Origin of the sequence: Variovorax sp. 38R (genome assembly GCF_014843395.1) — a bacterium.
GTDB lineage: Bacteria > Pseudomonadota > Gammaproteobacteria > Burkholderiales > Burkholderiaceae_C > Variovorax > Variovorax paradoxus_H.
The window spans coordinates 1,458,490-1,482,811 of the sequence record NZ_CP062121.1 but is presented as its reverse complement, the minus strand read 5'-3'; the positions used below and the strand labels follow the sequence as shown (position 1 = coordinate 1,482,811).

Annotated in this window: 21 protein-coding genes; 9 read left to right on the top strand and 12 right to left on the bottom strand. The window is 68.5% G+C overall.

The genetic code is table 11. The annotated features are described in order from the left end of the window. Complete coding sequence (locus IG196_RS06525; RefSeq protein ID WP_192195485.1) at positions 1–1,470, bottom strand: HD domain-containing phosphohydrolase; 1,470 nt, start codon at positions 1,468–1,470, stop codon at positions 1–3. A 142-nt stretch (positions 1,471–1,612) separates the two neighbouring features. On the opposite strand from IG196_RS06525, the gene IG196_RS06520 reads away from it, so the two are divergent. Then, complete coding sequence (locus IG196_RS06520) at positions 1,613–2,227, top strand: DUF308 domain-containing protein (RefSeq protein WP_192195484.1); 615 nt, start codon at positions 1,613–1,615, stop codon at positions 2,225–2,227. Here IG196_RS06520 and IG196_RS06515 read toward each other — a convergent pair. Further along, a complete protein-coding gene (locus IG196_RS06515; RefSeq protein WP_192195483.1) occupies positions 2,196–3,170 on the bottom strand; it encodes a hypothetical protein in 975 nt (324 codons plus the stop codon). The two genes, IG196_RS06520 and IG196_RS06515, sit on opposite strands and share 32 nt — an antisense overlap. A gap of 259 nt (positions 3,171–3,429) precedes the next feature. On the opposite strand from IG196_RS06515, the gene IG196_RS06510 reads away from it, so the two are divergent. The 8 genes from IG196_RS06510 to IG196_RS06475 all read left to right on the top strand — a co-directional run bounded on the left by IG196_RS06510 (position 3,430) and on the right by IG196_RS06475 (position 12,476). After that, positions 3,430–4,671: a 3-methyl-2-oxobutanoate dehydrogenase (2-methylpropanoyl-transferring) subunit alpha gene (locus IG196_RS06510; protein ID WP_192195482.1), complete on the top strand. Its 1,242-nt coding sequence runs from the start codon at positions 3,430–3,432 to the stop codon at positions 4,669–4,671. Between the two features lie 4 nt (positions 4,672–4,675). Then, the gene (locus tag IG196_RS06505) at positions 4,676–5,689 is read left to right on the top strand and encodes an alpha-ketoacid dehydrogenase subunit beta (RefSeq protein ID WP_192195481.1); all 1,014 of its coding nucleotides are present in this window, start codon (positions 4,676–4,678) and stop codon (positions 5,687–5,689) included. Next, positions 5,690–6,904, top strand: coding sequence for a dihydrolipoamide acetyltransferase family protein (locus IG196_RS06500; RefSeq protein WP_192195480.1), 1,215 nt, complete (start codon positions 5,690–5,692; stop codon positions 6,902–6,904). It abuts the gene before it with no gap. A gap of 151 nt (positions 6,905–7,055) precedes the next feature. Then, on the top strand, positions 7,056–8,387 hold the full coding sequence (locus IG196_RS06495) for a C4-dicarboxylate transporter DctA (RefSeq protein ID WP_101492742.1): 1,332 nt from the start codon (positions 7,056–7,058) through the stop codon (positions 8,385–8,387). Between the two features lie 5 nt (positions 8,388–8,392). Beyond that, positions 8,393–9,100, top strand: coding sequence for a GntR family transcriptional regulator (locus tag IG196_RS06490; RefSeq protein ID WP_192195479.1), 708 nt, complete (start codon positions 8,393–8,395; stop codon positions 9,098–9,100). Between the two features lie 169 nt (positions 9,101–9,269). Then, entirely contained in the window at positions 9,270–10,379 is a 1,110-nt protein-coding gene (locus IG196_RS06485; protein WP_192195478.1) for an AI-2E family transporter, read from the top strand. A 145-nt stretch (positions 10,380–10,524) separates the two neighbouring features. Then, on the top strand, positions 10,525–10,962 hold the full coding sequence (locus tag IG196_RS06480; RefSeq protein WP_192195477.1) for a DUF2141 domain-containing protein: 438 nt from the start codon (positions 10,525–10,527) through the stop codon (positions 10,960–10,962). Positions 10,963–10,973: 11 nt separating this feature from the next. After that, complete coding sequence (locus IG196_RS06475) at positions 10,974–12,476, top strand: carotenoid oxygenase family protein (protein ID WP_192195476.1); 1,503 nt, start codon at positions 10,974–10,976, stop codon at positions 12,474–12,476. A gap of 268 nt (positions 12,477–12,744) precedes the next feature. On the opposite strand, the gene IG196_RS06470 is transcribed toward IG196_RS06475, so the two are convergent. The 10 genes from IG196_RS06470 to IG196_RS06425 all read right to left on the bottom strand — a co-directional run bounded on the left by IG196_RS06470 (position 12,745) and on the right by IG196_RS06425 (position 24,287). Further along, entirely contained in the window at positions 12,745–13,929 is a 1,185-nt protein-coding gene (locus IG196_RS06470) for an FAD-dependent monooxygenase (RefSeq protein ID WP_192195475.1), read from the bottom strand. 5 nt (positions 13,930–13,934) lie between these two features. After that, positions 13,935–14,219, bottom strand: a complete 285-nt coding sequence (locus IG196_RS06465; RefSeq protein WP_192195474.1) for a DUF6587 family protein — start codon at positions 14,217–14,219, stop codon at positions 13,935–13,937. 27 nt (positions 14,220–14,246) lie between these two features. Next, positions 14,247–16,142 (bottom strand): ferrous iron transporter B, encoded by a 1,896-nt coding sequence (gene feoB, locus IG196_RS06460; RefSeq protein ID WP_192195473.1) that lies wholly within the window; start codon positions 16,140–16,142, stop codon positions 14,247–14,249. After that, on the bottom strand, positions 16,135–16,434 hold the full coding sequence (locus tag IG196_RS06455; protein ID WP_070062301.1) for a FeoA family protein: 300 nt from the start codon (positions 16,432–16,434) through the stop codon (positions 16,135–16,137). The genes feoB and IG196_RS06455 overlap by 8 nt, the downstream gene beginning before the upstream one ends. A 140-nt stretch (positions 16,435–16,574) precedes the next feature. Next, complete coding sequence (gene efeO, locus IG196_RS06450) at positions 16,575–17,411, bottom strand: iron uptake system protein EfeO (protein ID WP_099795615.1); 837 nt, start codon at positions 17,409–17,411, stop codon at positions 16,575–16,577. A 51-nt stretch (positions 17,412–17,462) separates the two neighbouring features. Further along, the gene (gene efeB / locus IG196_RS06445; RefSeq protein ID WP_192195472.1) at positions 17,463–18,779 is read right to left on the bottom strand and encodes an iron uptake transporter deferrochelatase/peroxidase subunit; all 1,317 of its coding nucleotides are present in this window, start codon (positions 18,777–18,779) and stop codon (positions 17,463–17,465) included. 16 nt (positions 18,780–18,795) lie between these two features. Further along, positions 18,796–19,977, bottom strand: coding sequence for an iron uptake system protein EfeO (gene efeO, locus IG196_RS06440; protein ID WP_192195471.1), 1,182 nt, complete (start codon positions 19,975–19,977; stop codon positions 18,796–18,798). A 12-nt stretch (positions 19,978–19,989) separates the two neighbouring features. Further along, a complete protein-coding gene (efeU, locus tag IG196_RS06435; RefSeq protein WP_099795612.1) occupies positions 19,990–20,826 on the bottom strand; it encodes an iron uptake transporter permease EfeU in 837 nt (278 codons plus the stop codon). Between the two features lie 121 nt (positions 20,827–20,947). Continuing rightward, a complete protein-coding gene (locus IG196_RS06430; protein ID WP_192195470.1) occupies positions 20,948–21,409 on the bottom strand; it encodes a metallophosphoesterase family protein in 462 nt (153 codons plus the stop codon). A gap of 10 nt (positions 21,410–21,419) precedes the next feature. Then, positions 21,420–24,287 carry an aconitate hydratase gene (locus IG196_RS06425; RefSeq protein ID WP_192195469.1) on the bottom strand — a complete coding sequence of 956 codons (2,868 nt, stop codon included), beginning with the start codon at positions 24,285–24,287 and terminating at the stop codon, positions 21,420–21,422. Positions 24,288–24,322: the final 35 nt, after the last annotated feature.

The following is a 24,322-nucleotide window of genomic DNA, read 5'->3' as shown; positions in this document are numbered from 1 at the left end:
CTACAGCAAGCCTCTGGCAGAGGCTTTCAGCGTGGCGGCCGCGCGGGTCGAGCAACCGAGTTTGCGGAACACGCGTTCGACATGCGTGCGCACCGTGCTCGCGCTGATGTTCAACGCACGCGCGACCTGCTTCGTGTTGTCGCCCTGGCTGATGCAGCGCAGCACGTCCAGTTCGCGCTGGGACAGCGATGCATCGTTCTGCGCGGGGGCCGCAGGCTTCACAGGCGCGCCCGAGAGCGCGCAGGCGAGCAGCGCGGCGACGACCTCCGCGTCGAAGCGACCGGCCTCGGCGTCCGCCTGCATGCGATCGCGCGCCTGGGCGTCGCTCAGTTCGGCTCGCCACGGCCGGCGGGTGCGGTGCGACACCCACTGCTCGGCCGCCGCGACGACCTGCCCTTCGAGCGGCATCGACGCACCGGAGCGGCCACGAAAGTAGCCCGAGCCATCGCGCCGCTCGAAGGCGAACGAGGCGATTTCTGCTTCTGCCGCGAGACCGTCGATCTGCCCTGCCGCGCGGGACGTCCAGTACGGCACGAGCCGCAGGCGTTCCATCGACGCGGCCGGCAGCGGTTCGGGCGCATTCCAGATGGCGTTGGGAACCGCGGCCCGCCCGATGGCGTGGATCAGGCCGGCCCTGTAGATGCGATGGCGCAACGCCTCGCTCATTCCCAGTTGGGCGCTGCAGTCGCGCGCCAGCTTGGCCACGCGCCGCGAGTAGCCCGTCATCCAGGGCAGCTTGAGGTCGCTCACGTCGCCGACGAGTTCCAGGCCGACGCGCTGGCGCATCGACGCCGACGTGTCTGCGGCATCGGTCCACGGCGGGGCAGGCGCATCCAACTGCTTCATCCACGCCGGGGCGTGCGGTGCGCAGGCGTCGACCAGGAAGCCGGGGTAGAGGCTGTCGGCGCGTCCCCGCGTGAGCGTGAGGGCTTCGTCGAGCCCATAGAGCCGGCTGAAGATTTCGAGATCGCTCGCGAGGGCCACGACATAGGTCGCAAGCGGCACGCCATCGCCCTGCAGCAGGCCGGGCACGCCGCTGCCATCGAACGCCTCGAAGATGGCGCGCAGGGCGGCCTCGGCATCGGGACCCAGGCCGAGCATGTTCGCGATGTCGCCGGCAATCTCGCAGTGGATGTGGGCCATCTCCACCACGGCCCCTGGGATGGCCGCGCGGTTGGATTGCCGCATGCGCGGCTGCGACGAGGCGAGAAGGGCTCGCCGGCCCAGCACGTCGTCTTCGAGAAAGTCCGCGAACTCCTGCGCATTCGCCGTGCAACCCGACCAGCGCAGCAGCGCCACGTGTTGCGCGACCTCGACCTGCGCCGCGTTGCAGCCGGCCTGCGTCGCGATCATTCCGGCCAGCCAGGCGGTGCGCAGCGAATGGTCGATCGGTTGGCCCATGCTGAGGTCGCCGATGAAGGCAAGCGCGCGGGCCGCGTCGAAAGCGGTGAGGGTGGAGTCTTCGGGCATGGGATCAGGGGCGGGTGCACAGCATCGCACAGCCGTCGGATCGGTGCCTGTCGGTCATTCGACCGATACCGCTGGCGGGGGGAACGCAGAAGAATCGTTGCAACCGCCTCGTTCGAGGCGCCCCCTCTCCTCCTCCCCCCTTATGTCCGACACCATCCAAACCCCTCTGCAGCCAGCCGCCTGGCTGCGCAAGCTCTACCTCACCCGTGCGGCCTTTTCCTTCGTGTGGGTCGCGCTGGCCTTCACCGTGGCCAAGCAGTCGCCCATGCTGACGACGATCTTGCTGGTCATCTATCCGGCGTGGGACGCGCTGGCGAATCTGGTGGATGCCCGGATGGCGGGCGGCACCCAAGCCAACCCGACCCAGATGCTGAACACGTGGATCAGCGCGCTGGTCACCGCTGCCGTCGCGGGCTCTTTGGTATTCGGGCTCCAGATCGGCCTGGCCATCTTCGGGGTCTGGGCCATCGTGTCGGGCCTTCTGCAGCTGGCGACGGCCCTTCGCCGCCGAAAGAGCCACCGGGGGCAGTGGGTGATGATGCTGAGCGGCGCGCAGTCTGCGCTGGCCGGCGGCTTCTTCGTTGCACAGCAAGGGACCGGTGCGCCGGTCCTCGAGACGCTCGCAGGCTATGCAGCAGTGGGCGCGGTGTACTTCCTGATCTCCGGGCTTGTGATCCTGCTTCGCAAGCCGAATGGAGGGGCCGTGAACCCGCGCCCCATCACGCCTACAGCATCTTCCACTTCTTCCGGTCGATGACGCGGCGGCGCGTGTCCATGTGCAGCTGCGACAGCTCGATGGTCACCTGGTCCTTCGTGATGTCGACGAGCCCCCAGTTGCACTGCAGCGCGCCGATGGTGACGGCCGTGCGCAACGCAGCGCCGGACGAGGTGGCCTCGAACAGGCTCCAGGGGCCGGTCGGCCATGGCACGGCGAAGCGGTTCTCGTGGACATCGCCGCTGAGGATGAGGATGCGGCGCGTCGCTGCGAGCGCCAGGATGGCGGCGTGCTCGGCCTCGCAGTCCATCCAGGTCTCGCCGTGGCGGGCTTCGAAGGTGAGGCCGCTGGCGATGAGGTGCACCGTCTTGTCGTCCGAGTTCTTGATGGCCGTCGTCAGTTTCTTCATCTGCGCGCTGCCGAGCACGGCCTTCTCTCCGCCCTTGGTCTTGTAGCTGCGACCGTCGGTGAGGTGAAGCATCACCGCGCCATCCGGGTCGCCGGCGTTGCTCAGCATGAGGGTCCGGTAGCCGGGTTCGGGAACGCCCAGGTTCCAGCCATCGGCGGGCTTGGGAAAGGTCTTCGGGTCGTGTGAATCCAGCGCGTCGCGATAGGCCTGGAACGCCGCACGGGTCGGGTCCAGCAGATGCCGGTACGAAGGCTGCCCCTCGATTTGCGCACCACAGGCGCCGTTCCACAGAAAGTCGTGGTCGTCCCAGATCGGATGGATGCGCAATTTCGTGTCGCGCACCAGCTTGGCAAACTCCTTCTGGTTGAGCTGGTCGCGCAGCCGGCCGAAGGCATGCAGCGCGAAGTCGTGAGCGCCCATCCCCTTGACCGCGCCGATGTCGGAACCGTCCGCGTCGTAATAGGCCGAGTCGCCGAGCAGCACCAGGTGCGTGGCGCCGGAGGCGCCGACCTGGGTCCAGACAGGCTGTTGTTTGAAGCTCTGGGCACTGAAGCAGGAAGTAAAGGCGATCTTCATCAGGGGCTCTCCTCGTTGTGGGTGGCGGATGCTAGGAGCCGCCCCGAAACGCCGCCTCCCCCATCCATGGGAGCCTCATGCCGCGGGCCGGACGCCCGCACGAGATCGATGGCGCGCGCCTTCCGAACGCCGCGCCCCTGGTCTCCCGCCGCCCTGCGTCTGGCGAGACCTGCGAAATACGCGATTGGCCGACTGCGCTTGAGCCTGAAATTCGCTAGGCTTTGCTGGCGAGCGATTCCATCGAGCGCGGAGACACGCGATGAGCCAGGGCGCATCTCTTCGTCTGCATGTGCCGGAGCCCACGGGGCGGCCGGGGCATGAAACCGACTTTTCCTACCTGCATCTGTCGCGTGCCGGCGAGGTGCGAAAACCGCCGGTCGACGCATCGCCGGCCGACACCAGTGACCTGGCCTACACGCTGGTGCGCGTGCTCGACGACGAAGGCCGCGCCGTCGGCCCGTGGGTGCCGCAGGCCGACCCCGAACTGCTGCGCCGCGGCCTGCGCGCGATGATGAAGACGCGCGCCTTCGACGCCCGCATGCTGATCGCGCAGCGGCAGAAGAAGATCTCGTTCTATATCCAGTGCCTCGGCGAGGAGGCGATCGCCACCGGACACGCGCTGGTGCTGCAACAAGGCGACATGTGCTTTCCCACCTACCGCCAGCAAGGCCTGCTGCTGGCGCGCGACGACGTGACGCTGGTGGAATTGATCTGCGAGCTGATGTCCAACGAGCGCGACCCGCTCAAGGGGCGGCAGCTGCCGGTGTGCTACTCGATGAAGCGGGCCGGCTTCTTCTCGATCTCGGGCAACCTGGCCACGCAGTTCATCCAGGCGGTGGGCTGGGGCATGGCCTCGGCGATCAAGGGCGACACGCGCATCGCCTCGGGCTGGATCGGCGACGGCGCCACCGCCGAGTCCGACTTCCACACGGCGCTGACTTTCGCGCACGTGTACCGCGCGCCGGTGATCCTCAACGTGGTCAACAACCAGTGGGCGATCTCCACCTTCCAGGCCATCGCGGGCGGCGAGGCCACCACCTTCGCGGCGCGCGGCGTCGGCTGCGGCATCGCCTCGCTGCGCGTCGACGGCAACGACTTCCTCGCGGTGCTGGCGGCCTCGCGCTGGGCGGCCGAGCGCGCCCGCAGCAACCTGGGGCCGACGCTGATCGAGTGGGTCACCTACCGCGCGGGCGCGCATTCGACCTCGGACGATCCGTCGAGGTACCGTCCGGCCGACGACTGGGCGCATTTCCCGCTGGGCGATCCGATTCCGCGCCTGGCGCAGCACCTGACGGCGATCGGCGCGTGGTCGCCGCAGGAGCACGACCAGACGCAGGCAGACCTGCAGGCGCAGGTGAACGCCGCAGTGAAGGAGGCCGAGCGCTTCGGCTCCATGGCCGACGGTCATGTCGCCGACGCCGCCACCCTGTTCGAGGACGTCTACAAGGACATGCCCGAACACCTGAAGCGGCAGCGCGAACAGCTGTCGTCCGAGGGCTGACGCCATGGCCTCGATGACCATGATCCAGGCCCTGCGTTCCGCCATGGACGTGATGCTCGCGCGCGACGACAACGTGATCATCTACGGCCAGGACGTGGGCTACTTCGGCGGCGTGTTCCGCTGCACCGAAGGCCTGCAGGCCAAGTACGGCCGCTCGCGCGTGTTCGATGCACCGATCAACGAGGGCGGCATCGTCGGCTCTGCCATCGGCATGGGTGCCTACGGATTGCGCCCGGTGGTGGAAGTGCAGTTTGCCGACTACGTCTATCCGGCCTACGACCAGATCGTGTCGGAGGCGGCGCGCCTGCGCTATCGCTCGGCGGGCGATTTCACCGCGCCGATCACCATCCGCATGCCCTGTGGCGGCGGCATCTACGGCGGCCAGACGCACAGCCAGAGCCCGGAGGCGTTGTTCACGCACGTCTGCGGGCTGCGCACGGTGATGCCCTCCAATCCGCGCGATGCCAAGGGCCTCTTGATCGCCTCCATCGAGAACGACGACCCCGTGGTCTTTCTCGAGCCCAAGCGGCTGTACAACGGCCCCTTCGACGGCCACCACGACCGGCCGCTGGTGTCCTGGTCGGCCCATCCGTTGGGCGAGGTGCCCGAGGGCTACTACACGGTGCCGCTGGAATCGGCCGCGGTGTTCCGCCCCGGCGCCGACCTGACGGTGATCACCTACGGCACCATGGTCTTCGTCTCGGAAGCGGCCGCGCAAGAGACCGGCATCGATGCCGAGATCATCGACCTGCGCAGCCTGTGGCCGCTGGACCTGCAGACGCTGTCCGCCTCGGTGAAGAAGACCGGCCGCTGCGTGATCGTGCACGAGGCCACGCGGACCAGCGGCTTCGGCGCCGAGCTGGCGGCGCTGGTGCAGGAGCATTGCTTTCACCACCTGGAAGCGCCGATCGGGCGCGTGGCCGGCTGGGACACGCCCTATCCGCATGCGCAGGAGTGGGCCTACTTTCCGGGCCCGGCGCGCGTCGGCGCCGCCTTCCGGCGCGCCATGGAGAACTGAATGGCCACGCATGCGATCAAGGTGCCGGACCTCGGCGAAGGCATCGCCGAGGTGGAGCTGGTGGCGTGGCGCGTGCAGCCCGGCGACACGGTGGCCGAAGACCAGGTGCTGGCCGACGTGATGACCGACAAGGCCACGGTCGAGATTCCCTCGCCGGTCGCAGGCAAGGTGCTCGCGCTCGGCGGCGAAGTGGGCCAGCAGATCGCGGTGGGCGCAGAGCTGATCCGGATCGACGTGGGGGCCGGCGGCGAGACACAAGCGCAGGCGCAGGCGCAGGTGGTACAGACTGCGCCCGCAAGCGCACCGGCGCCTGCACCGGCCGAGCGCGCGCGCCCCTCGGCCGGCAAGCCGCTCGCCGCGCCCGCGGTGCGCCACCGGGCCGCGGTCCTCGGCATCGATCTCCGGCAGGTGCCGAGCAGCGCCGCGGACGGCCGCGTCCTGCACGAGGACCTCGACGCCTGGCTGGTCCGCAGGCCCGGTCCGCAGGCGCCGGATGCGGCACGCTATGCAGAACGCAACGACGAAGAGGCCGTGCCCGTGACCGGCGTGCGCCGCCGCATCGCGCAACGCATGCAGGACGCGATGCGCCGCATCCCGCACTTCACCTACGTCGAGGAGGTCGACGTGACCGAGCTGGAGCTGCTGCGCGCGCAAATCAACGAACGCTGGGGCGGCGAGCGGGCGCACCTGACGCTGCTGCCGCTGCTGGTGCGTGCCATCGTGCTGGCGGTGCCCCGCTTTCCGCAGATCAATGCCCGCTTCGACGACGAGGCGGGCGTGCTCACGCGCCACGGCGCGGTGCACGTCGGCATCGCCACCCAGACCGCGGCCGGCCTCATGGTGCCGGTGCTGCGCCACGCGGAAGCACGCGACCTCTGGTCTTGCGCAACCGAGATCGCGCGCCTGGCCGATGCCGCGCGCGCGGGCCGGGCCACGCGCGACGAACTGAGCGGCTCGACCCTCACCGTCACCAGCCTCGGCGCGCTGGGCGGCATCGCTTCCACGCCGATCATCAACGCGCCCGAGGTGGCGATCGTCGGCGTCAACCGCATCGTGCAGCGCCCGGTGATGTTGGGCGGCGCGGTGGTCGCGCGCCGCCTGATGAACCTGTCTTCCTCCTTCGACCACCGCGTGGTCGACGGCCAGCTGGCGGCCGAATTCGTGCAGGCCGTGCGGGCTTCGCTCGAGTGCCCGGCCCTGCTTTTTATCGCGTAGCGGCAGGCCTCAAAGGCGCGGGCTCAGGGGACAGAAACGCCCCGGGAATACCCTCTGAACCCCCTGAAGTCTTCTTGCCTACAGTTCTTGTATGCAAGAAGAAGCGATCCTTGCATGCAAAACCTCGACACGACAACGACAGGAGATTTCCATGCCTCGCTTTGCCAAATCGCTCTTCGGACAGGTGGTCATCGCACTGGTGGTGGGCGTGCTCGTCGGCCTCTTTGCGCCCGAGTTCGCCGCCAAGCTCAAGCCGCTCGGTGACGGCTTCATCAAGCTGATCAAGATGATCATTCCCGTGCTGGTGTTCTGCGTGGTGGTGCATGGCATCGCCGGCGCGGGCGACCTCAAGCGCGTGGGCCGGGTCGGCGTGAAGGCGCTGATCTATTTCGAGGTGCTGACCACCATCGCGCTGGCGATGGGCCTGGTGCTGGCCTTCGTGTTCGAGCCGGGCGTGGGCATGAACGTCGACCCCAAGGCGCTCGACGCGAGCGCCATGAGCGCCTACGCCTCCAACGCCGACAAGCTCACGAGCGGCGGCACGGTCGAGTTTCTGATGAAGCTCATTCCGACCACGGTGGTCGCCGCCTTCGCCACGGGCGACGTGCTGCAGGTGCTGCTGTTCGCGGTGCTGTTCGGCTGCGCGCTCTCGCTGCTGGGCAACCGCGGTGCGCCGGTGGCCGCAGTGGTCGACGCGCTCTCGCTGGTGCTGTTCAAGATCATGGGGATCATCATCAAGCTGGCGCCGCTCGGCGTGCTGGGCGCCATTGCGTTCACGGTCGGCAAGTACGGCATCGGCTCGCTGAAGCAGCTGGGCATGCTGGTCGCCCTCTTCTACGGCGCGGTGCTGATCTTCGTGTTCGTGGTGCTGGGGCTGGTGATGCGCTTCTCGGGCTTCAGCCTGTGGAAGCTGCTGCGCTACCTGCGTGAAGAGCTGGCCATCGTCTTCGCCACCACCTCGTCGGACAGCGTGCTGCCGCAGATCATGGCCAAGCTGCGCCGCATGGGCATCCGCGACTCGACGGTGGGCCTGGTGATTCCGACCGGCTACTCGTTCAACCTCGACGCGTTCTCGATCTACATCACGCTGGCGGCGGTGTTCATTGCGCAGGCGACCAACACGCCGATCTCGATGGCCGACCTGCTGACCATTCTGGCGATTGCGCTGGTCACTTCGAAGGGCGCACACGGCGTGCCGGGCTCGGCCATCGTGGTGCTGGCCGCCACGCTGCACGCGATTCCGGCGATTCCCGCCATCGGCCTGGTGCTGGTGCTGTCGGTCGACTGGTTCATGGGCATCGCCCGCGCGCTGGGCAACCTGATCGGCAACTGCGTGGCCACCGTCGCCATCGCGGCCTGGGAAGGCGACATCGACCGCGAGCGTGCGCATGCGGTGCTCGACGGCACCTACTCGCCCGACGACGAGCCTTTGGCTGAAGCGCCCGTGGTAAACACCGGCACCGCCGCTTCCACCGCCCACTGAAAAACATGCCCGCCGACGTCAGCCCCACCGCCATCGCCGAACGCGTCGTCGAGGCCATCCTCGCGCAGAAGCTCGCGCCCGGCGACCGGCTCGGCGAGCAGGCGCTGGCCGAGAACTTCTCGGTGAGCCGCACCATGGTGCGCGAGGCGCTGATGCAGTTGCAGGCGCGCGGTTTCGTCGAGGTGCAGTCGCGCCGCGGCTGGTACGTGGTGGAGCCCTCGGCCGAAGAAGCGCGCGACGCCTTCTCGGCGCGCCGCATCGTCGAGGCCGGCATCCTGGCCGCGAGCGAGGGCCGGCCGCTGGGCCAGGTGATCCGCAAACTGCGCGACCACATCGCCGACGAGCAGCGCGCCATCGAAGGCGCCGACGCCGCCACGCGCGCCTTCCTGCTGGCCGACTTTCATGTCTGCCTGGCCGAGCAGATGGGCCACCAGCTGCTGGTCGACGTGCTGCGCGACCTCACGGCCCGCACCACGCTGGCCGCCACGCTCTACCAGTCGAAGCACGAGGCCGGGCAGTCGTGCGCGGAGCACGGCGCGATCGTCGAAGCGCTCGAGGCCGGCAACATCGAACAGGCGCGCCAGCTCATGCTCGACCACATCGGCAATGTCGAACGGGCGCTGGAGGTCGACGCGACCACCGAGCCCGACGCACCGAGCCGGCTGCGCGCCACACTGGCGCCCGTGGCGCTGCCGCGCGCAGCCAAGCGTTAGTGCTGTGCTGCTGTGCATTTGTGCCAGCCTCAGCTATCAATTGAGTAGCTGACACACGCCGCCGGCCTTGCGCCCGCGGCGTTTTTCTTGGGCAAGCCTGCTGCATCGCACAAGGGCGCGCCGGCTGACACGGCGACGGGTTCCGGCTCGGCTACAGTCCGAGACACTTATGAACTCTCCCCAACTTCAGCGCGGCGTCTTCCTCGCCCTGCTTGCTGCTGTCACCGTCGCCTTTCTGTGGGTGCTGATGCCGTTCTTCGGCGCGGTGCTCTGGGGGGTGGCGCTGGCGATCCTGTTCACGCCGCTGTTCAAGTGGCTGCTCAGGAAGATGCCCGGCCGGCGCAACGTGGCCGCGCTCTCCACGCTGGCGATCTGCCTGTTCATCGTGATCCTGCCGCTGGCGATGGTGGGCGTGTCGCTGGTGCAGGAGGTGGCGCTGATCACGCAGAGCATCCGCTCGGGCCAGATCAACTTCGCGGCCTACTTCCAGCAGATTCTCGATGCCGCGCCGCAGTGGCTGCTGAGCCTCGTGGAACGCTTCAACCTGGGCGACATGGCGGCCTGGCAGGCGCGCGTTTCGGCCATCGCGGGCCAGGCCAGCCAGCTCATCGCGAGCCAGGCACTGGCCATCGGGCAGAACACCTTCGATTTCGTCATCAGCTTCTTCGTGATGCTGTACCTGCTTTACTTCCTGGTGCGCGACGGCTCGACGCTCTCGAAAACCATGCGCGACGCCGTGCCGCTGGCCAAGCCGCACACGCACTACCTGCTGAACAAGTTCACCACCGTGATCCGCGCCACCGTGAAGGGCAATGTGGCCGTGGCCATTGCGCAGGGCACCATCGGCGGGCTGGCGTTCTGGTTCCTCGGCGTGCAGGGCGCGCTGCTGTGGGCCGTGCTGATGGCCTTCCTGTCGCTGCTGCCGGCCGTGGGCGCGGCGCTCATCTGGGGGCCGGTGGCCATCTACTACCTGGCCACGGGACACTTCTGGCAGGGCGGCGTGCTGATCTTCATCGGCGTGTTCGTGATCGGCCTGGTCGACAACATCCTGCGCCCCGTGCTGGTGGGCAAGGACACGCAGATGCCCGACTACATCGTGCTGATGTCGACCATCGGCGGCATGGCGATCTTCGGCATCAACGGCTTCGTGATCGGGCCGGTGATTGCGGCGCTGTTCATGGCCGCCTGGAGCCTGTTCGCGGACGCCGGCCATGTGGGCAACGGGCACGCGATCGAAGAAGCCGCAGAAGCCCCGAAGAACGGGCAGGACAAGGCCTGACAGCGCGCCGGGCCTCACTCAGGCTGCGGCGTTCGCTCCTTCTGCGCGCATTTCGCGCGCGCATTCACGCATTCCGTCGCATGACGCTGGGCACCGCCCGGCGACTGCGGGATCGTCGGGCCCTCCATCCACCACGAGGCCTGCCATGCACTTTACCGCTTTGCTCTCCCGCCCCGCCGTGCGCGCCCTTCTTACGGCTGCCGCGCTCGCCCCCCTCGGCGCCCTGGCCGCCGACCTGAACCTCAGCATCGCCGACGGCCCGGCCGCCGGCGCCACGCTCTACGTCGCGCTGTACAACGACGCCGCCAGCTACACCGAGAGCAAGCCCGTGGCTTCGCAGACCGGTCCGGCACGCGACGGCAAGGCCCGCTTCGTCTTCACCGACCTGGCACCGGGGCGCTACGCGCTGCGCGTGTTCGCCGACGAGAACGGCAACGGCAAGCTCGACACCAACCTGGTGGGCATGCCGATCGAACGCTACGGCTTCTCGAACGACGCCAAGGGCAACCGCGGCGCGCCCGACTTCGAGGCCGCCGCCTTCCGCGTCGAGGCCGACGCGCAGGCCGTCATTCACCTGCGCTGAGGAGCACCGCCATGGAACGACGCGAACTCCTGCGCCTGCTGGCCACAGCCGGCGCCCTGCCCCTCTTCAGCCCGCTGGCACGTGCCGCCGGCACCCCCGATGACAACTGGCAAGCCCAGTTCGAAGCCGCCGACGCCCCATGGAAGATCGGCTTCGCCACGCCCCCGGGCGACCTGCCGCTGACCCGCGCCACCGTGCGCGGTCGCTTTCCCGACGCCGTCGCCGGCACGCTGTTCCGCGTCGGCCCGGCCGGCCACGACCTGGGCGGCGAGCGCTACCACCACTGGTTCGACGGCGACGGCATGGTCCACCGCTTCGTGATCGAGGGCGCCGACGTGCGGCACCAGGGCCGCTACGTCGCCACGCCCAAGCGCGTGGCCGAAGCGAAGGCCGGCCGCCACCTCACCGAGGCCTTCGGCACCATGCCGCCGGGCGTGGAGCCACCCACCTCGGCCGACGCCATCAACGTCGCCAACACCAGCGTGCTGCCGATGCAGGGCGAGGTGCTCGCGCTGTGGGAAGGCGGCTCGGCCACGCGCATCGATGCGCGCACGCTCGACACGCTGGGCGTGAAGACCTGGCGCGCCGACCTCGCGGGCATGCCCTTCTCGGCGCACCCCAAGGTCGACCCGGACGGCACGGTGTGGAACTTCGGCGTGAGCTCCGGCCAAAGCCTGCTGGCGCTGTACGAGATCGCGCCCGGTGGCACGCTGCGCCGCGCGGCCGTCGTGCCGGTGCCCGAGCTGCCCATGGTCCACGACTTCGCCGTCACCGCGCGGCACCTGGTGTTCCTCATGCCGCCGCTGGTCTACGACAGCAAGCGCAAGGAGGCCGGCGCGAGCTTTCTCGACGCCCACGTCTGGCGGCCCGAACTCGGCATGCGCGCGCTGGTGGTCGACAAGCAGAACTGGGAGAAGCGCCAGCTGTTCGAGCTGCCCGCCGGCTTCCTGTTCCACGTCGGCAATGCATGGGAAGAAGACACGCCGCGCGGCGCGCGCATCCACGTCGACTACGTGCGCTCGGAGAACGCCGAGTCAGTGTTCACCAGCAATCGCGAGGTGATGCGCGCACGCCGCGTGCGCCGCAACGAACCGCGCCTGACCGTCGCCACGCTCGACCTGGGCACCGGCAAGGCCACGCAGCGCGAACTGCCGCTGGAGGCCGAGTTCCCGCGCATCGATCCGCGCCGCGTCGGCCTGCGCCACCGCCAGGTGGTCCACGCCACGCAGACGCGCGCCGACGTGCCCGGCTTCGGCGCTGTCGCGCGCACCGACATCGAGACCGGACGCAGCCAGCGTTTCAGCTACGGCGCGCAGGCGATCGTGGAAGAGCACGTCTTCGTGCCGGATGGCGCGAAGCCGGGTTGGGTGTTGGGTACGGCGCTGGACTTTGGGCGGCAGCGGACGGTGTTGTCGTGCTTTGCTGCGGACCACCTTGCTGCAGGACCAGTGGCGCAGGCGACGCTGCCTTACGCGCTGCCGCTGGGGCTGCACGGGGCGTTTGTGAAGGCCTGAGCGTTGTCGTTCAGGGCGACACTCCCGCCGACGGGGAACCTTGCTCCGCGAATGTCCCCCGGGGCTGCGCCCCTCCTCCTTGATTTCGCTGCGCAAGGCACCCCATCGACGTGAGCGTCATCAGAGCAGTGGTTGATCGGACCAGCACACCGACAGCGCTCGGTGGGCCCAGGACATTGGGTGCTTCCCGCAGCGAAATCAAGGAGGAGCCGAAGGCGGGGGACATTCGCGGAGGGAAGTACCCGGTGGCCTGGGCTCGCGCCCTGAATCAACCGCCGTACAACCAGGGCTGATCGAGCAGCCGAGAGCCCAACACCCGCATCGCCATGTCGCGCCCGAAGCGCACGGCACCGGTGGCGTGAAAGATCTCGCCATTGCGACGCGCCCGTGCCTGCACCTGCGCATTGCGTTCCCAGCGCGACTCGGCATAGCGTGCGAACGCAGCCGGCACGCCCAGCGCAGAGGTATCGCCCAACGCGTGCGCCAATGCGACCGCATCCTCGATCGCCATGCCTGCACCTTGAGCGAGGTACGGCACCATCGGATGTGCTGCATCGCCCACCAGCGCGACACGCTCATGCGCCATGTCGGCAGGACCAGCGACCGGCGCGCGATCGCTCAGCGTCCAGGCGCGCCAGCTCGGCATCGCATCGAGCAGCGCCTGCAGACCCGCACAACTGCGACCCATCGCCTGCTTCAACGCAACAAGGCTGCTGGCCTGATCCCAATCGCGTGCATCGCCAGCGGGTGCAGATTCGGCAATCACAACGACGTTGAGCGCATCACCCGCGCGCACCGGGTACGCGACCGCATGCAAACGCGGCCCGAGCCACACATCGACGCGCGAACGACGCAGCGCCGCAGGCAGATCGGCCTGACGCACCAGCGCACGCCACGCCGTGTGGCCGGTCACGCGCGGCGGTGCTTCGGCGGATTCGGATTCGAGCTGCGCGCGCACCAGGCTCCACAGACCGTCGGCGCCCACCAGCGCCTCACCTTCCCACGCGCGCGCGTCGGTGCTCGATACGCAGACCAAGTCGTCGCTGGTCTCGACCTGCCGGATGCGCGCGGCCGTGACCAGCGAGCCCGTGCCCTGTGCGCGCACGGCATCGAGCAACAGCGTGTGCAGATCGGCGCGGTGCACGCAGCAGTACGGCGCACCGTAGCGCTGCTGCATGGCGTCGCCCAGCGGCATGCGGGCCAGTTCGGCGCCGCTGCCGGCGCTGTGGACCACGAGCGCATCGGGGCGCGCCGCGATGGCTGCGAGGCCGCGGCCGAGGTCGAGTTGCTGAAGGCGGCGGGTGGCGTTGGGGCCGAGCTGCACGCCGGCGCCGATTTCGCCGAAGTCGGCGGCCTGTTCGAAAACGTCGGCGCGGTGCTTGGCGCGGGACAGGGCCAGCGCCGTGGCCAGCCCTCCGATCCCGCCTCCTGCGACGAGGATGTGCGCGGGCATCGGACTCAGCGTCCGGTGCTGGGCGTGGGGCTGTGGCTGTCGACGGGGTCGGCGCCGGCGGGTTTCTTGGGACCACAGCTGCCGCAACTGTCGCACGAGCCGCAGCCCGAGGTCTTGGCCAGCGAGGCGGCGAGCTGATCGGCGCGGGACTGATCGATGAGGCCCGTGCGCTGCGTGCCGGCCGCGAGCTTGCGGGCAGCGCCGCGGCGCCAGCCGGCGGGCATCCAGCGCCAGACCGCGTAGAGCGCGGCGGCCGCGACGATCAATCCGACGATCAGTTGCTGTGTCATGTCTTCTTCAACCCTTTCCCTGTGGTTTTACCCCGCTCCGAAAGCGAGTGCAATGCGATAGGTCAAGAAGCATGCCACGTATGCAAGGGCGAATAAGTAGCCCGCCATGATCCACACGTATTTCCACGAGCCGGTTTCGCGCTTGACGGCCGCCAGCGTTGACAAACATTGCGGCGCGAACACGTACCAGACCAGCAGCGACAGCGCAGTCGCGAGCGACCAGCTGCCGGCGATGAGCGGCTCCAGCGCGGTGGCCACGTCGTCGCCGGTGGCCGAGAGCGCGTACACCGTGCCCAGCGCACCCACCGCGACTTCGCGTGCGGCCATGCCCGGCACCAGCGCGATGGAAATCTGCCAGTTGAAACCGATGGGCGCAAAGATGTGCTCCAGCCCGCGGCCGATGATGCCAGCCAGGCTGTACTGGATGGCGGGGCCGGTCGCGCCTTCGGGCGGCGACGGGAAGGTCGACAGGAACCACAGAAGGATCGTGAGCGTCAGGATGATCGTGCCGACGCGCTGAAGGAAGATCCATGCTCGTTCATAGAGTCCCACGACCAGGTTTCGAGGGCTAGGCCAGCGGTAGGCCGGCAGTTCCATCAACAGTGGCGAGTGCTTCGTGCTGTCGCGGAAGCGCTTCATGACCCAGGCCACGGCCATCGCCGAGACGATGCCGAACACATACAGCGCGAACAGCACCACGCCTTGCAGGTTGAAGATGCCGCCCACGTCGCGCGCCGGAATGAAGGCCGCGATCAGCAGCGCATACACCGGCAGCCGCGCCGAGCAGGTCATGAGCGGCGCGATCATGATGGTCGTGATGCGGTCGCGCCAGTTGCTGATGGTGCGCGTGGCCATCACGCCCGGAATGGCGCAGGCAAAGCTCGACAGCAGCGGAATGAACGAGCGGCCCGACAGGCCCACGGTGCCCATCATGCGGTCGAGCAGGAAGGCCGCGCGCGGCAGGTAGCCGGAATCTTCCAGCGCCAGGATGAACAGGAACAGGATCAGGATCTGCGGCAGGAACACGATCACGCCGCCCACACCGGCAATGACACCGTCGACCAGCAGGCTCTGCAGCATGCCTTCGGGCATGTGCGTCTTGATGAGGTTGCCCAGCCCTTCGGTGCCGGCCTTGATGGCGTCCATCGGCACGTTGGCCCAGCTGAACACGGCCTGGAACATCAGGAACATGGTGACGGCCAGCACCAGCATGCCCCACACGGGGTGCATGACGACGCGGTCGATGCGGTCGCTGGTGTCCAGGCTGCCCACGGGCTCCTTCACGGCCAGGCCGAGGATGCGGCGCACTTCGCGCTGCGTGGCGAGCACGTCGTCCAGGCCGGGCGCCTTCCAGGGCTGGGGCGCAGCGGCGGCGACCGGTGCGTCGAGCGCTTCGAGCAGGTTCTTCGCGCCGCCGCTGTGGACACCCACGGTCTCGATCACCGGCACGCCGAGTTCGCGCGAGAGCACGGCGGTGTCGACCGTGATGCCCTGCTTCTTGGCCATGTCGGTCATGTTGAGCGCCACCACCATCGGCAGGCCCAGCTGGCGCGCTTCGAGCACCAGGCGCAGGTTCAGGCGCAGGTTGGTGGCGTCGGTCACGCACACGAGCAGGTCGGGCAGGTCCTCTTTGCTTTGGCCGGTGACGATGTCGCGCGTGACGGCCTCGTCGGCGCTCAGTGCGTTCAGGCTGTAGGCGCCCGGCAGGTCGAGCACGAACACGCGGCGACCGGTCGGCGTGCGCAGCGTGCCTTCCTTGCGCTCGACGGTCACGCCGGCGTAGTTGGCCACCTTCTGGCGGCTGCCGGTCAGCAGGTTGAAGAGCGCGGTCTTGCCGCAGTTCGGATTGCCCAGCAGCGCGATGCGCCCGGGCTGTGCGGTGGCGCCCAGGCGGCCCGGCCCCTGGATGACGGCTTCAACCATGGTTCGCGGCTCCCGGCGTGACGTGGATCAGCGCGGCCTCGTGGCGGCGCAGCGCGAAGGTGGTGTGGCCCAGGCGCACGGCCAGCGGCTCGCGGCCCGGCGTGCCGGTGGCGACGATGCGCACGGCCTCGCCCGGCACGAAGCCGATTTCGGTCAGGCGCAGCACCAGCTCGCGGTCATCCGCGCTGTCGGGGCGGGCCACGTCGAGCACGGTGGCCCACTGATGGGACGGAAGCTGGTCGAGGCTCAGCGCGGTGGTGGTCGGCGCTGCGCCGAGGTCGTTGTTTCGCACGGTGGGGGTGCGCCCCCCGGAAACCCCGGGGCACGCCAGTAAGCAAAAGCCAGATGCTAGCAATTCTCACTCGCGAAAACCTGACCAACCCCAAAAAGTGGTGGGTCAGGCGGAAATGAGTGCCTCCCTCTGGGCCGGACTCAGTTCAATCCGAGCATCCCGCGCAGCTTCGACAGGTCTTCGGCCAGCGTGTTCACCCGCCCGGCCAGCATCTTGCGGTCGCGCTCGGTGAGCTTCGAATAGGTTTCGAAGCCGCCGTCGGCCGTGCGGTACTTGGCCAGCGTGTCGAACACCACCTTGAAGTTGGCGTCGGCCTTCTCGGCGAAGGGCTTGTCCTGCTTCACGACCAGCGGGCGCAGCAGCTCGACGATCTTGTAGGCGCCCTCGAAGTTCGACTGGAAATCCCACAGGTCGGTGTGGCTGTAGCGGTTTTCTTCGCCGGAGATCTTGGTGGCGGCCACCTCTTCCATCAGCACGGCGGCGCCGCCCACGACCTTCTCGGGCGGGAAGGTCAGCGCGCCCAGGCGCTTTTGCAACTCGAGCACATCGGCCAGCAGCTTGTCGGCCACGGGGTTCAGGTCCTTGGTGCTCTTGAGCGTCCACAGGCCGTACTCGATGCGGTGAAAGCCGATGAAGGCCGGGTCTTTCTCGGCCTTTTCATGGTCGTCCGCGCGCGAGTCGATCGACTGGTCGAGGTCGGTGAACAGCTCGGCCACGGGCTCGACGCGTTCGTAGCTGGTGCGCGTGGGCGCGTAGAGCTTCTTGGCCTTCTCGATGTCGCCGGCCTTCACGGCGGCGGTGAACACGCGCACGTCGGCGGCCAGCTTGCGCACGTTCTGCGTCACGTAGATCTTGTAGTCCGAGATCGGACCGACCAGCTCGAGCGGCGACACGGCGGCCTGCGCGCCCACGGCATGAAGGCCGGCAAAGCCTGCGACGAAAGCGGCGAGGAAGCGGCGGCGGAACTGCACGGTCATGGATCTCCTTGGGTGCGATGCGGTGAGGGTGATGAAAAAGGAAAGCAAGGCTCAGGCGGCCAGCAGGCTGCGCCCGAGCCAGTCGTCGGCGCCCTGCACGCCGGGCAGCGTGAAGAAGAAGCCGCCGCCGATGGGCTTGATGTATTCCTCGAGCGGCTCGCCGTCGAGGCGGCTCTGCACGGCGACAAAGCCCTTCTCGAGGTCGGCCTGGTAGCAGATGAAAAGCAGCCCCATTTCGAGCTGGCCCGACTTGGTGACGCCGTTCGAATAGTTGAAAGGCCGGCGCAGCATCAGGTTGGCGTCCGAGGCCTTGGTGCGCGGGTTCGCCAGGCGGATGTGCGCGTCCATCGGCGTCGCCTTGCCTTCGGGGTCTTTCGTGTAGTCGGGCACGTCGTGCTCGGTCTTGCCGCCGTCCAGCGGCGCGCCGCTGGGCTTCAGGCGGCCCATGATGGCCTCCTGCTCCTGCAGCGGCGTGCGGTCCCAGCGCTCGACGAAGTTGCGGATGATCCGCACCGCCTGGTAGCTGCCGCCCACGGCCCAGGCGGGCTCGTCGCCGTTCGGCTGCACCCAGACGTGCTTGTTCATGAGCGTGTCGTCCGCGGAGTCGGGGTTGGCCGAGCCGTCGCGAAAACCGAGGAAGTTGCGCGCGCTCTCCGCGGGCTGGCCCGCCACCGCGGGAATCGGCGGCACCGAGCCTTCCTGCTTCCAGTGCAGCACCAGCAGGTCGGGCGTGTTCTTGATGATGTCGCGCAGCGCGTGGATGTTGGTGTCGGGCGTGTTGGCGCAGAACTGGATCGACAGGTCGCCATGGCACAGCGCGGCGTCGAGCGCGTCGTTCGGGTGGCGCTGCATCGGGTTCAGGCGCAGCGGCTTCTTCTTGACGAGGCCGAAGCGCTCGTCGAACAGCGACGCACCGACCGACACGGTCACGGTGAGCCCGTCGGGCTGCACCACCGGGCCGAGGATGCCGGAGCCCGCGGGCGGCAGCTTGGGGTCGGGGTCGGTCTGCGGGCCGCCCTGCGTGAGAAAGGCGATGCGCTCGGTGAGCGTGCGCATCAGCCGCTCCAGGTCGGCGCGGTTCTCGGCCAGCACGTAGAACGAGGCGATCATGCCGGCCGTCGGGCGCGGCGTGACGACGCCTGCCTGGTGCTTGCCGCGGAAGGGCACACGGTCTTGCGTGTGGGTGCTTTGCGGCGCGTCGGTGACTTGCGCGCCCGCGTCGGGCGTGCCCGGCGTAGCAGCGCCGGCACGCGCGGCGGCGGCGAGCCCGGCAAAGGCCACGCCTGCGGCGCCGAGCATGCGGCGGCGGTGCGGCGAGGCGGGGTGTCCCGCGACGGGGACGGCGTCGTTCTTCTTCGTCGGTTCCATGGGGTTCGTTCTCAACTCATTCCAACCCGAGCGCGGCGTTCACCTTGCCCAGTTCCTCGGCCAGCGCACGCACCGACACAGCCAACGCCTGGCGCTGCGCCTCGTCCAGCGGCGCGGGCTTGAAGCCTTCGCCTTCGCGGTACGGCGCCAGCGCGGCGTCGAAGGCGGCAAAGCGCTCGTCCACGGCCTTCTGCTGCGCAGGCGCGGCCTTCACGAGCAGCGGCTGCAGCAGGTCGGCGATCTTCTTCGTGCCTTCGTAGCTGCCCTGCAGGTTCACCAACTCGGCGTGGCCGTAGTGGTCTTCGCCGCCGGCCGGCAGGTTGTCGGCCACGCGGCGCAGCAGCTTGGAGGCGGCGCTCGCGAGCCGTTCGGGCGGCACGCTCAGTGCGCGCAGGCGCGTCTGCAGCGTCTCGACGTCGGCCAGCAACTGGTCGAGGACCGGTGCCAGCGCCTTCGGATCGCCCTGCCCGTACAGCGCGTACTCGATGCGGTGGAAGCCGCTGAAGCCCGGGTCGGCCTCGCGCTTCTCGAAGTAGTCGGCGCGGGCGTTGATGCGCGCGTCGAGGTCGGCGAACAACTCGGCCATCGGCTCGATGCGCTTGTAGGCCTGGTGGGCCGGCGCGTAGAGCGCGCGCGCCTGCGCCAGGTCGCCGGCCTTGACGGCATCGGCCAGCGCGCGCACCGCGTCGTCGAGCGTGGCCGCCTCCAACCGCAGGAACACCTGGTACTCGGCCAGCGCGCCCACGTAGTTGACGAGCGACGGCCGCGCCTCCTCGGCCAGCGAGGCCGCCGACGGCGTGACGTGCAGCTTGCCGCGCGGGTTGCTCAGCAGGCCGCAGGTGATGGCGAAGTCGCCCGGCGAGAGCTTGACCGTCATGGTCTGCGAGAAGCCAGGCGCGATGTTCTCGCGCTCTTCGACCACCATCACGCCGTCGAGAATTTCCCACTCGAGCGCGCGGTTCGACTGGTTCACGATGGTGAAGGTCGTGCGGCCCGCGGGCACGGTGATCTCGTTCGGGTCGCAGGCGTTGCCGCGAATGGTGACCGTGACGGCGTGGTCGGTCGCCTTGGGCGGCGCCTTGCGCGCCTGGTTCGAGGCGTACCAGAAGGCCGCGAGGCCGGCGACGACCAGCAGCGCCGAGGCGCCCACGGCGACGCGCATGAGCGTCGATGACGAAGAAGAAGAGGAGGAAGACATGAAGGAAAAAGATCAGCCGGCGGTGGCCGTGCGCGGCGCCGCAGCAGCAGCCGGGCGCAGGAAGAAGAACAGGGCCACGGCCAGGAAGGCCAGGTAGACGATCACCTCGCCCACCACAGGCGCGGCCTGGTAGCCCAGCAGGCCCGACAGCACGGCGCCCACGGGGCTGTCCATCGGCAGGGTTTCGCTCATGTCGAAGACCACGGTCTGCAGCTGGTTCCACACGCCGGCCTCGTGCAGCTTGCGCAGCACGCCGGCCAGCAACCCGGCCGCGACCAGCAGGATGAACAGGCCCGTGAAGCGGAAGAAGCGGCGCAAGTCGAGCCGCACGCCGCCCGAATAGATGCCCCAGCCGACCACCACCGACACGGCGATGCCCGCGAGCGCGCCCACGGGGGCTTCCCAACCGGTGCTCTGCTGGAACACGGCCAGCAGGAAGAAGACCGACTCCAGCCCCTCGCGCGCGACCGCGAGAAACACCATGCCGATGAGCGCCCAGCCCTGCCCGTCGGCATGCTGCGCCAGCGCTTTGTCGATCGACGCGTGCAGCTCGCCCTTGATGGAGCGCGCCGCCTTGCGCATCCAGAACACCATCGTGGTCAACATGACCACGGCGATGAGCCCCACCACGCCTTCGAACAGCTCCTGCTGCTTCTGCGGAAACTCGGCCGCCAGCAGTTGCAGGCCGGCGCCGGCAAACAGCGACAGCGCAGTGGCCAGCAGCACGCCGACCCACACCGCGGGCATCAGCACCCCACGACCGCTTTGTTTGAGGTAACTGGCAACGATGCCGACGATCAGCGCGGCTTCGATGCCTTCGCGCAGCATGATGAGAAAGGGAATGAGCATCTCGGAGCAGAAGAATGTCCTTTGAAAATGCCCCGATGTGGTGCATTTTTCAACGAACGGCCCGAGGATACCCCATCAAATAAGATTTATTCTCAATTATGGGTATTCGACCCCGCCCCGCTCACAGGGGCAGTTCGACGATGCGTGCGCTGACGGTGTCGCCGTCGACGATCAGCTCGGCCACGGCGATAGGCAGCTTGAATCGGCGTGGGCCGGCGCTGCCCGGGTTGACGTAGAGCACGCCGCCGCGTTCTTCGACCTTGGGTTGGTGCGAGTGGCCGGACACGACCACGCGAACGCCCTCGCCCGCCGGGTCACCGCTCAGTTCGGAAAGATCATGGATCGCCAGCAGCCGCACGCCGCCGAGCTGCAGCACGGCGGTCTCGGGAATGGCCTCGGCCCACGCCTCGCGGTCGTTGTTGCCGCGCACCACCGTCAGCGGCGCGATCGCGGCGAGTGCGTCGAGGATGCCGGCGTCGCCGATGTCCCCGCCGTGCACGATGAAGTCGCTGCCCTGCAAGGCCGCCACGGCCTGCGGACGCAGCAGGCCGTGGGTGTCGGAGATGAGTCCGACGCGGATCAAACCCAACCCGTCAGGCCGCCAGCAGCTGCCGCAGCACGAACGGCAGGATGCCGCCGTGCTTGTAGTAATCGACCTCGATCGGCGTGTCGATGCGCAGGCGCACCGTCACCTCCTGGTGCGTGCCGTCGGCGCGGTGCACGACCAGCTTCACGTCCATCTGCGGCTTGAGTTCGCCGCCGATCACGACGTCGATCTTTTCCTCGCCCGTGAGGCCCAGCGTCTGCCACGAGTCGGCGCCACGGAACTGCAGCGGCAGCACGCCCATGCCGACCAGGTTGGCGCGGTGGATGCGCTCGAAGCTGCGCGCCACCACGGCCTTGATGCCCAGCAACTGCGTGCCCTTCGCGGCCCAGTCGCGCGACGAGCCGGTGCCGTACTCCTCGCCGCCGAACACGATGGTCGGCGTGCCGGCTTCCATGTACTTCATGGCGGCGTCGTAGATGAACATCTTCTCGCCGCCCGGCTGGAACAGCGTGACGCCGCCCTCTTCCTGCGTGCCGTTGGCGTCCGGCGGAATCATCAGGTTCTTGATGCGCACGTTGGCGAAGGTGCCGCGCACCATCACGTCGTGGTTGCCGCGGCGCGAGCCGTAGCTGTTGAAGTCGGCCTTGGGCACGCCGTTCGCCTTGAGCCAGATGCCCGCGGGCGAGCTTTCCTTGATGGAGCCGGCCGGCGAGATGTGGTCGGTGGTGATCGAGTCGCCGAACAGCGCCATGACGCGCGCGCCCTGGATGCCCGCGTCGGACGCGTGCGGCTGCATCTGGAAGCCTTCGAAGAACGGCGGCTCGGCGATGTAGGTCGACGTTGGCCAGTCGTACACCTGGCCGGTCGTGCCCTTGATGCTCGTCCAGAACTTGCCCGGATCGGTCTTCACCTTCTCGTAGTTCGCGCGGAACGACTTGGCGTTCATGGCGAAGCGCAGGTTGTCGTCGATTTCCTTCGGCGTGGGCCAGATGTCGCCCAGGTACACGTCCTTGCCGCCCTTGCCCTTGCCCACGGGCTGGGTCATGAGGTCGGTCAGCACGTTGCCCGCGATGGCAAAAGCCACCACCAGCGGCGGCGAGGCCAGGAAGTTGGCCTTCAGGTTCGGGTGGATGCGCGCCTCGAAGTTGCGGTTGCCCGACAGCACGGCCGCGCCGATGAGGTCGTTCTTGGTGATGGCTTCGTTGATCTCGGGCGTGAGGTCGCCGGCGTTGCCGATGCAGGTGGTGCAGCCGTAGCCCGCGAGGTAGAAGCCCAGCTTCTCCAGGTACGTCAGCAGGCCCGCCTTCTCGAGGTACTCGGTGACGATGCGCGAGCCCGGGGCCAGCGAGGTCTTGATGTGCGGCTGCACCTTCAGGCCCGCTTCCACCGCCTTCTTGGCCAAGAGGCCGGCCGCGAGCATCACGCTCGGGTTGGAGGTGTTGGTGCACGAGGTGATGGCCGCGATGAGCACGTCGCCGTTGCCGATCGTGATCTGGCCCTTGGGCGCGGGCGGTGCCGTGGCGCTGGTGTGGGCCGCGGCCTTGGTGGAACGGTTGGCGACCATCTCGACCAGTTCGCGCGGCGAACCAGCGGGCGGCGGCGCCACCTCTTCGTCGCCGCCCTGCCCGGCGCTGACCAGCGGGTAGCGCTGCTTGAGCTTCTCGGCCGGCTGGTTGAAGCCGTTGGCGTCGTTGGGCTTGCTGTACAGCTCGGCGAACTTGGTCGACAGGTGGCCCAGGTCGATGCGGTCCTGCGGGCGCTTGGGACCGGCCAGGCTGGGCGACACGGTGCCCAGGTCGAGCTTGACGATCTTGGTGTAGTCGATGTCGCCCGGCGCGGGCATGCCGAACAGGCCCTGCGCCTTGTAGTAGGCGGCGAAGCGCTCGACCTCTTCCTTGGTGCGGCCCGTGCCTTCGAAGTACGCCACGGTCATCTCGTCGACCGGGAAGAAGCCCATGGTGGCGCCGTACTCGGGCGCCATGTTGCCGATGGTCGCGCGGTCGGGCACGGCGATGGAGGCCGCGCCAGGGCCGAAGAATTCGACGAACTTGCCCACCACCTTTTCACCGCGCAGGATGGCCGTGACGTACAGCACCAGGTCGGTGGCCGTGACGCCTTCGCGCAGCTTGCCGGTGAGCTCGAAGCCCACCACGTCGGGCGTGAGCATGTAGACCGGCTGGCCCAGCATGGCGGCCTCGGCCTCGATGCCGCCCACGCCCCAGCCGACCACGCCGACGCCGTTGATCATGGTGGTGTGGCTGTCGGTGCCCACGAGCGAGTCGGGGTAGTACACCGGTGTGTCGCTCTTGTCGGCCGGGCTCTTGTAGACGCCGCGCGCAAAGTACTCGAGGTTGACCTGGTGCACGATGCCAAAGCCCGGCGGCACAACGCCGAAGGTGTCGAAGGCCTGCATGCCCCATTTCATGAACTGGTAGCGCTCGTTGTTGCGCTGGAACTCCAGCTTCATGTTGAGGTCGAGCGCCTTGGGCGTGCCGTAGTAGTCGACCATCACCGAGTGGTCGACCACGAGGTCGACAGGCACCAGCGGCTCGATGGTCTTGGGCGACTTGCCCAGCTTGGCGGCCACGCTGCGCATGGCGGCAAGGTCGGCCAGCAGCGGCACGCCGGTGAAGTCCTGCAGCACCACGCGGGTGACGACGAACGGGATTTCGTCGGTGCGCTCGGCATTGGGCGCCCAGTGGGCCAGCTCTTCGACGTGCTTGGCCGACACCTTCTGGCCGTCGCAGTTGCGCAGCACCGATTCGAGCACGATGCGGATCGACACCGGCAGGCGCTCCACGGACGGGTACTGCTTGGCCAGTTCCTTCAGCGACCAGTACTTGCCGGACTTTCCCGACGCGGTCTTGAAGGTCTTGAGGGTGGACGCAAACGCGTGCGCCGGGGCTTTGGCCATGAGAGGACTCCTGTGTGTTCGTGGAAGCCTCTCAA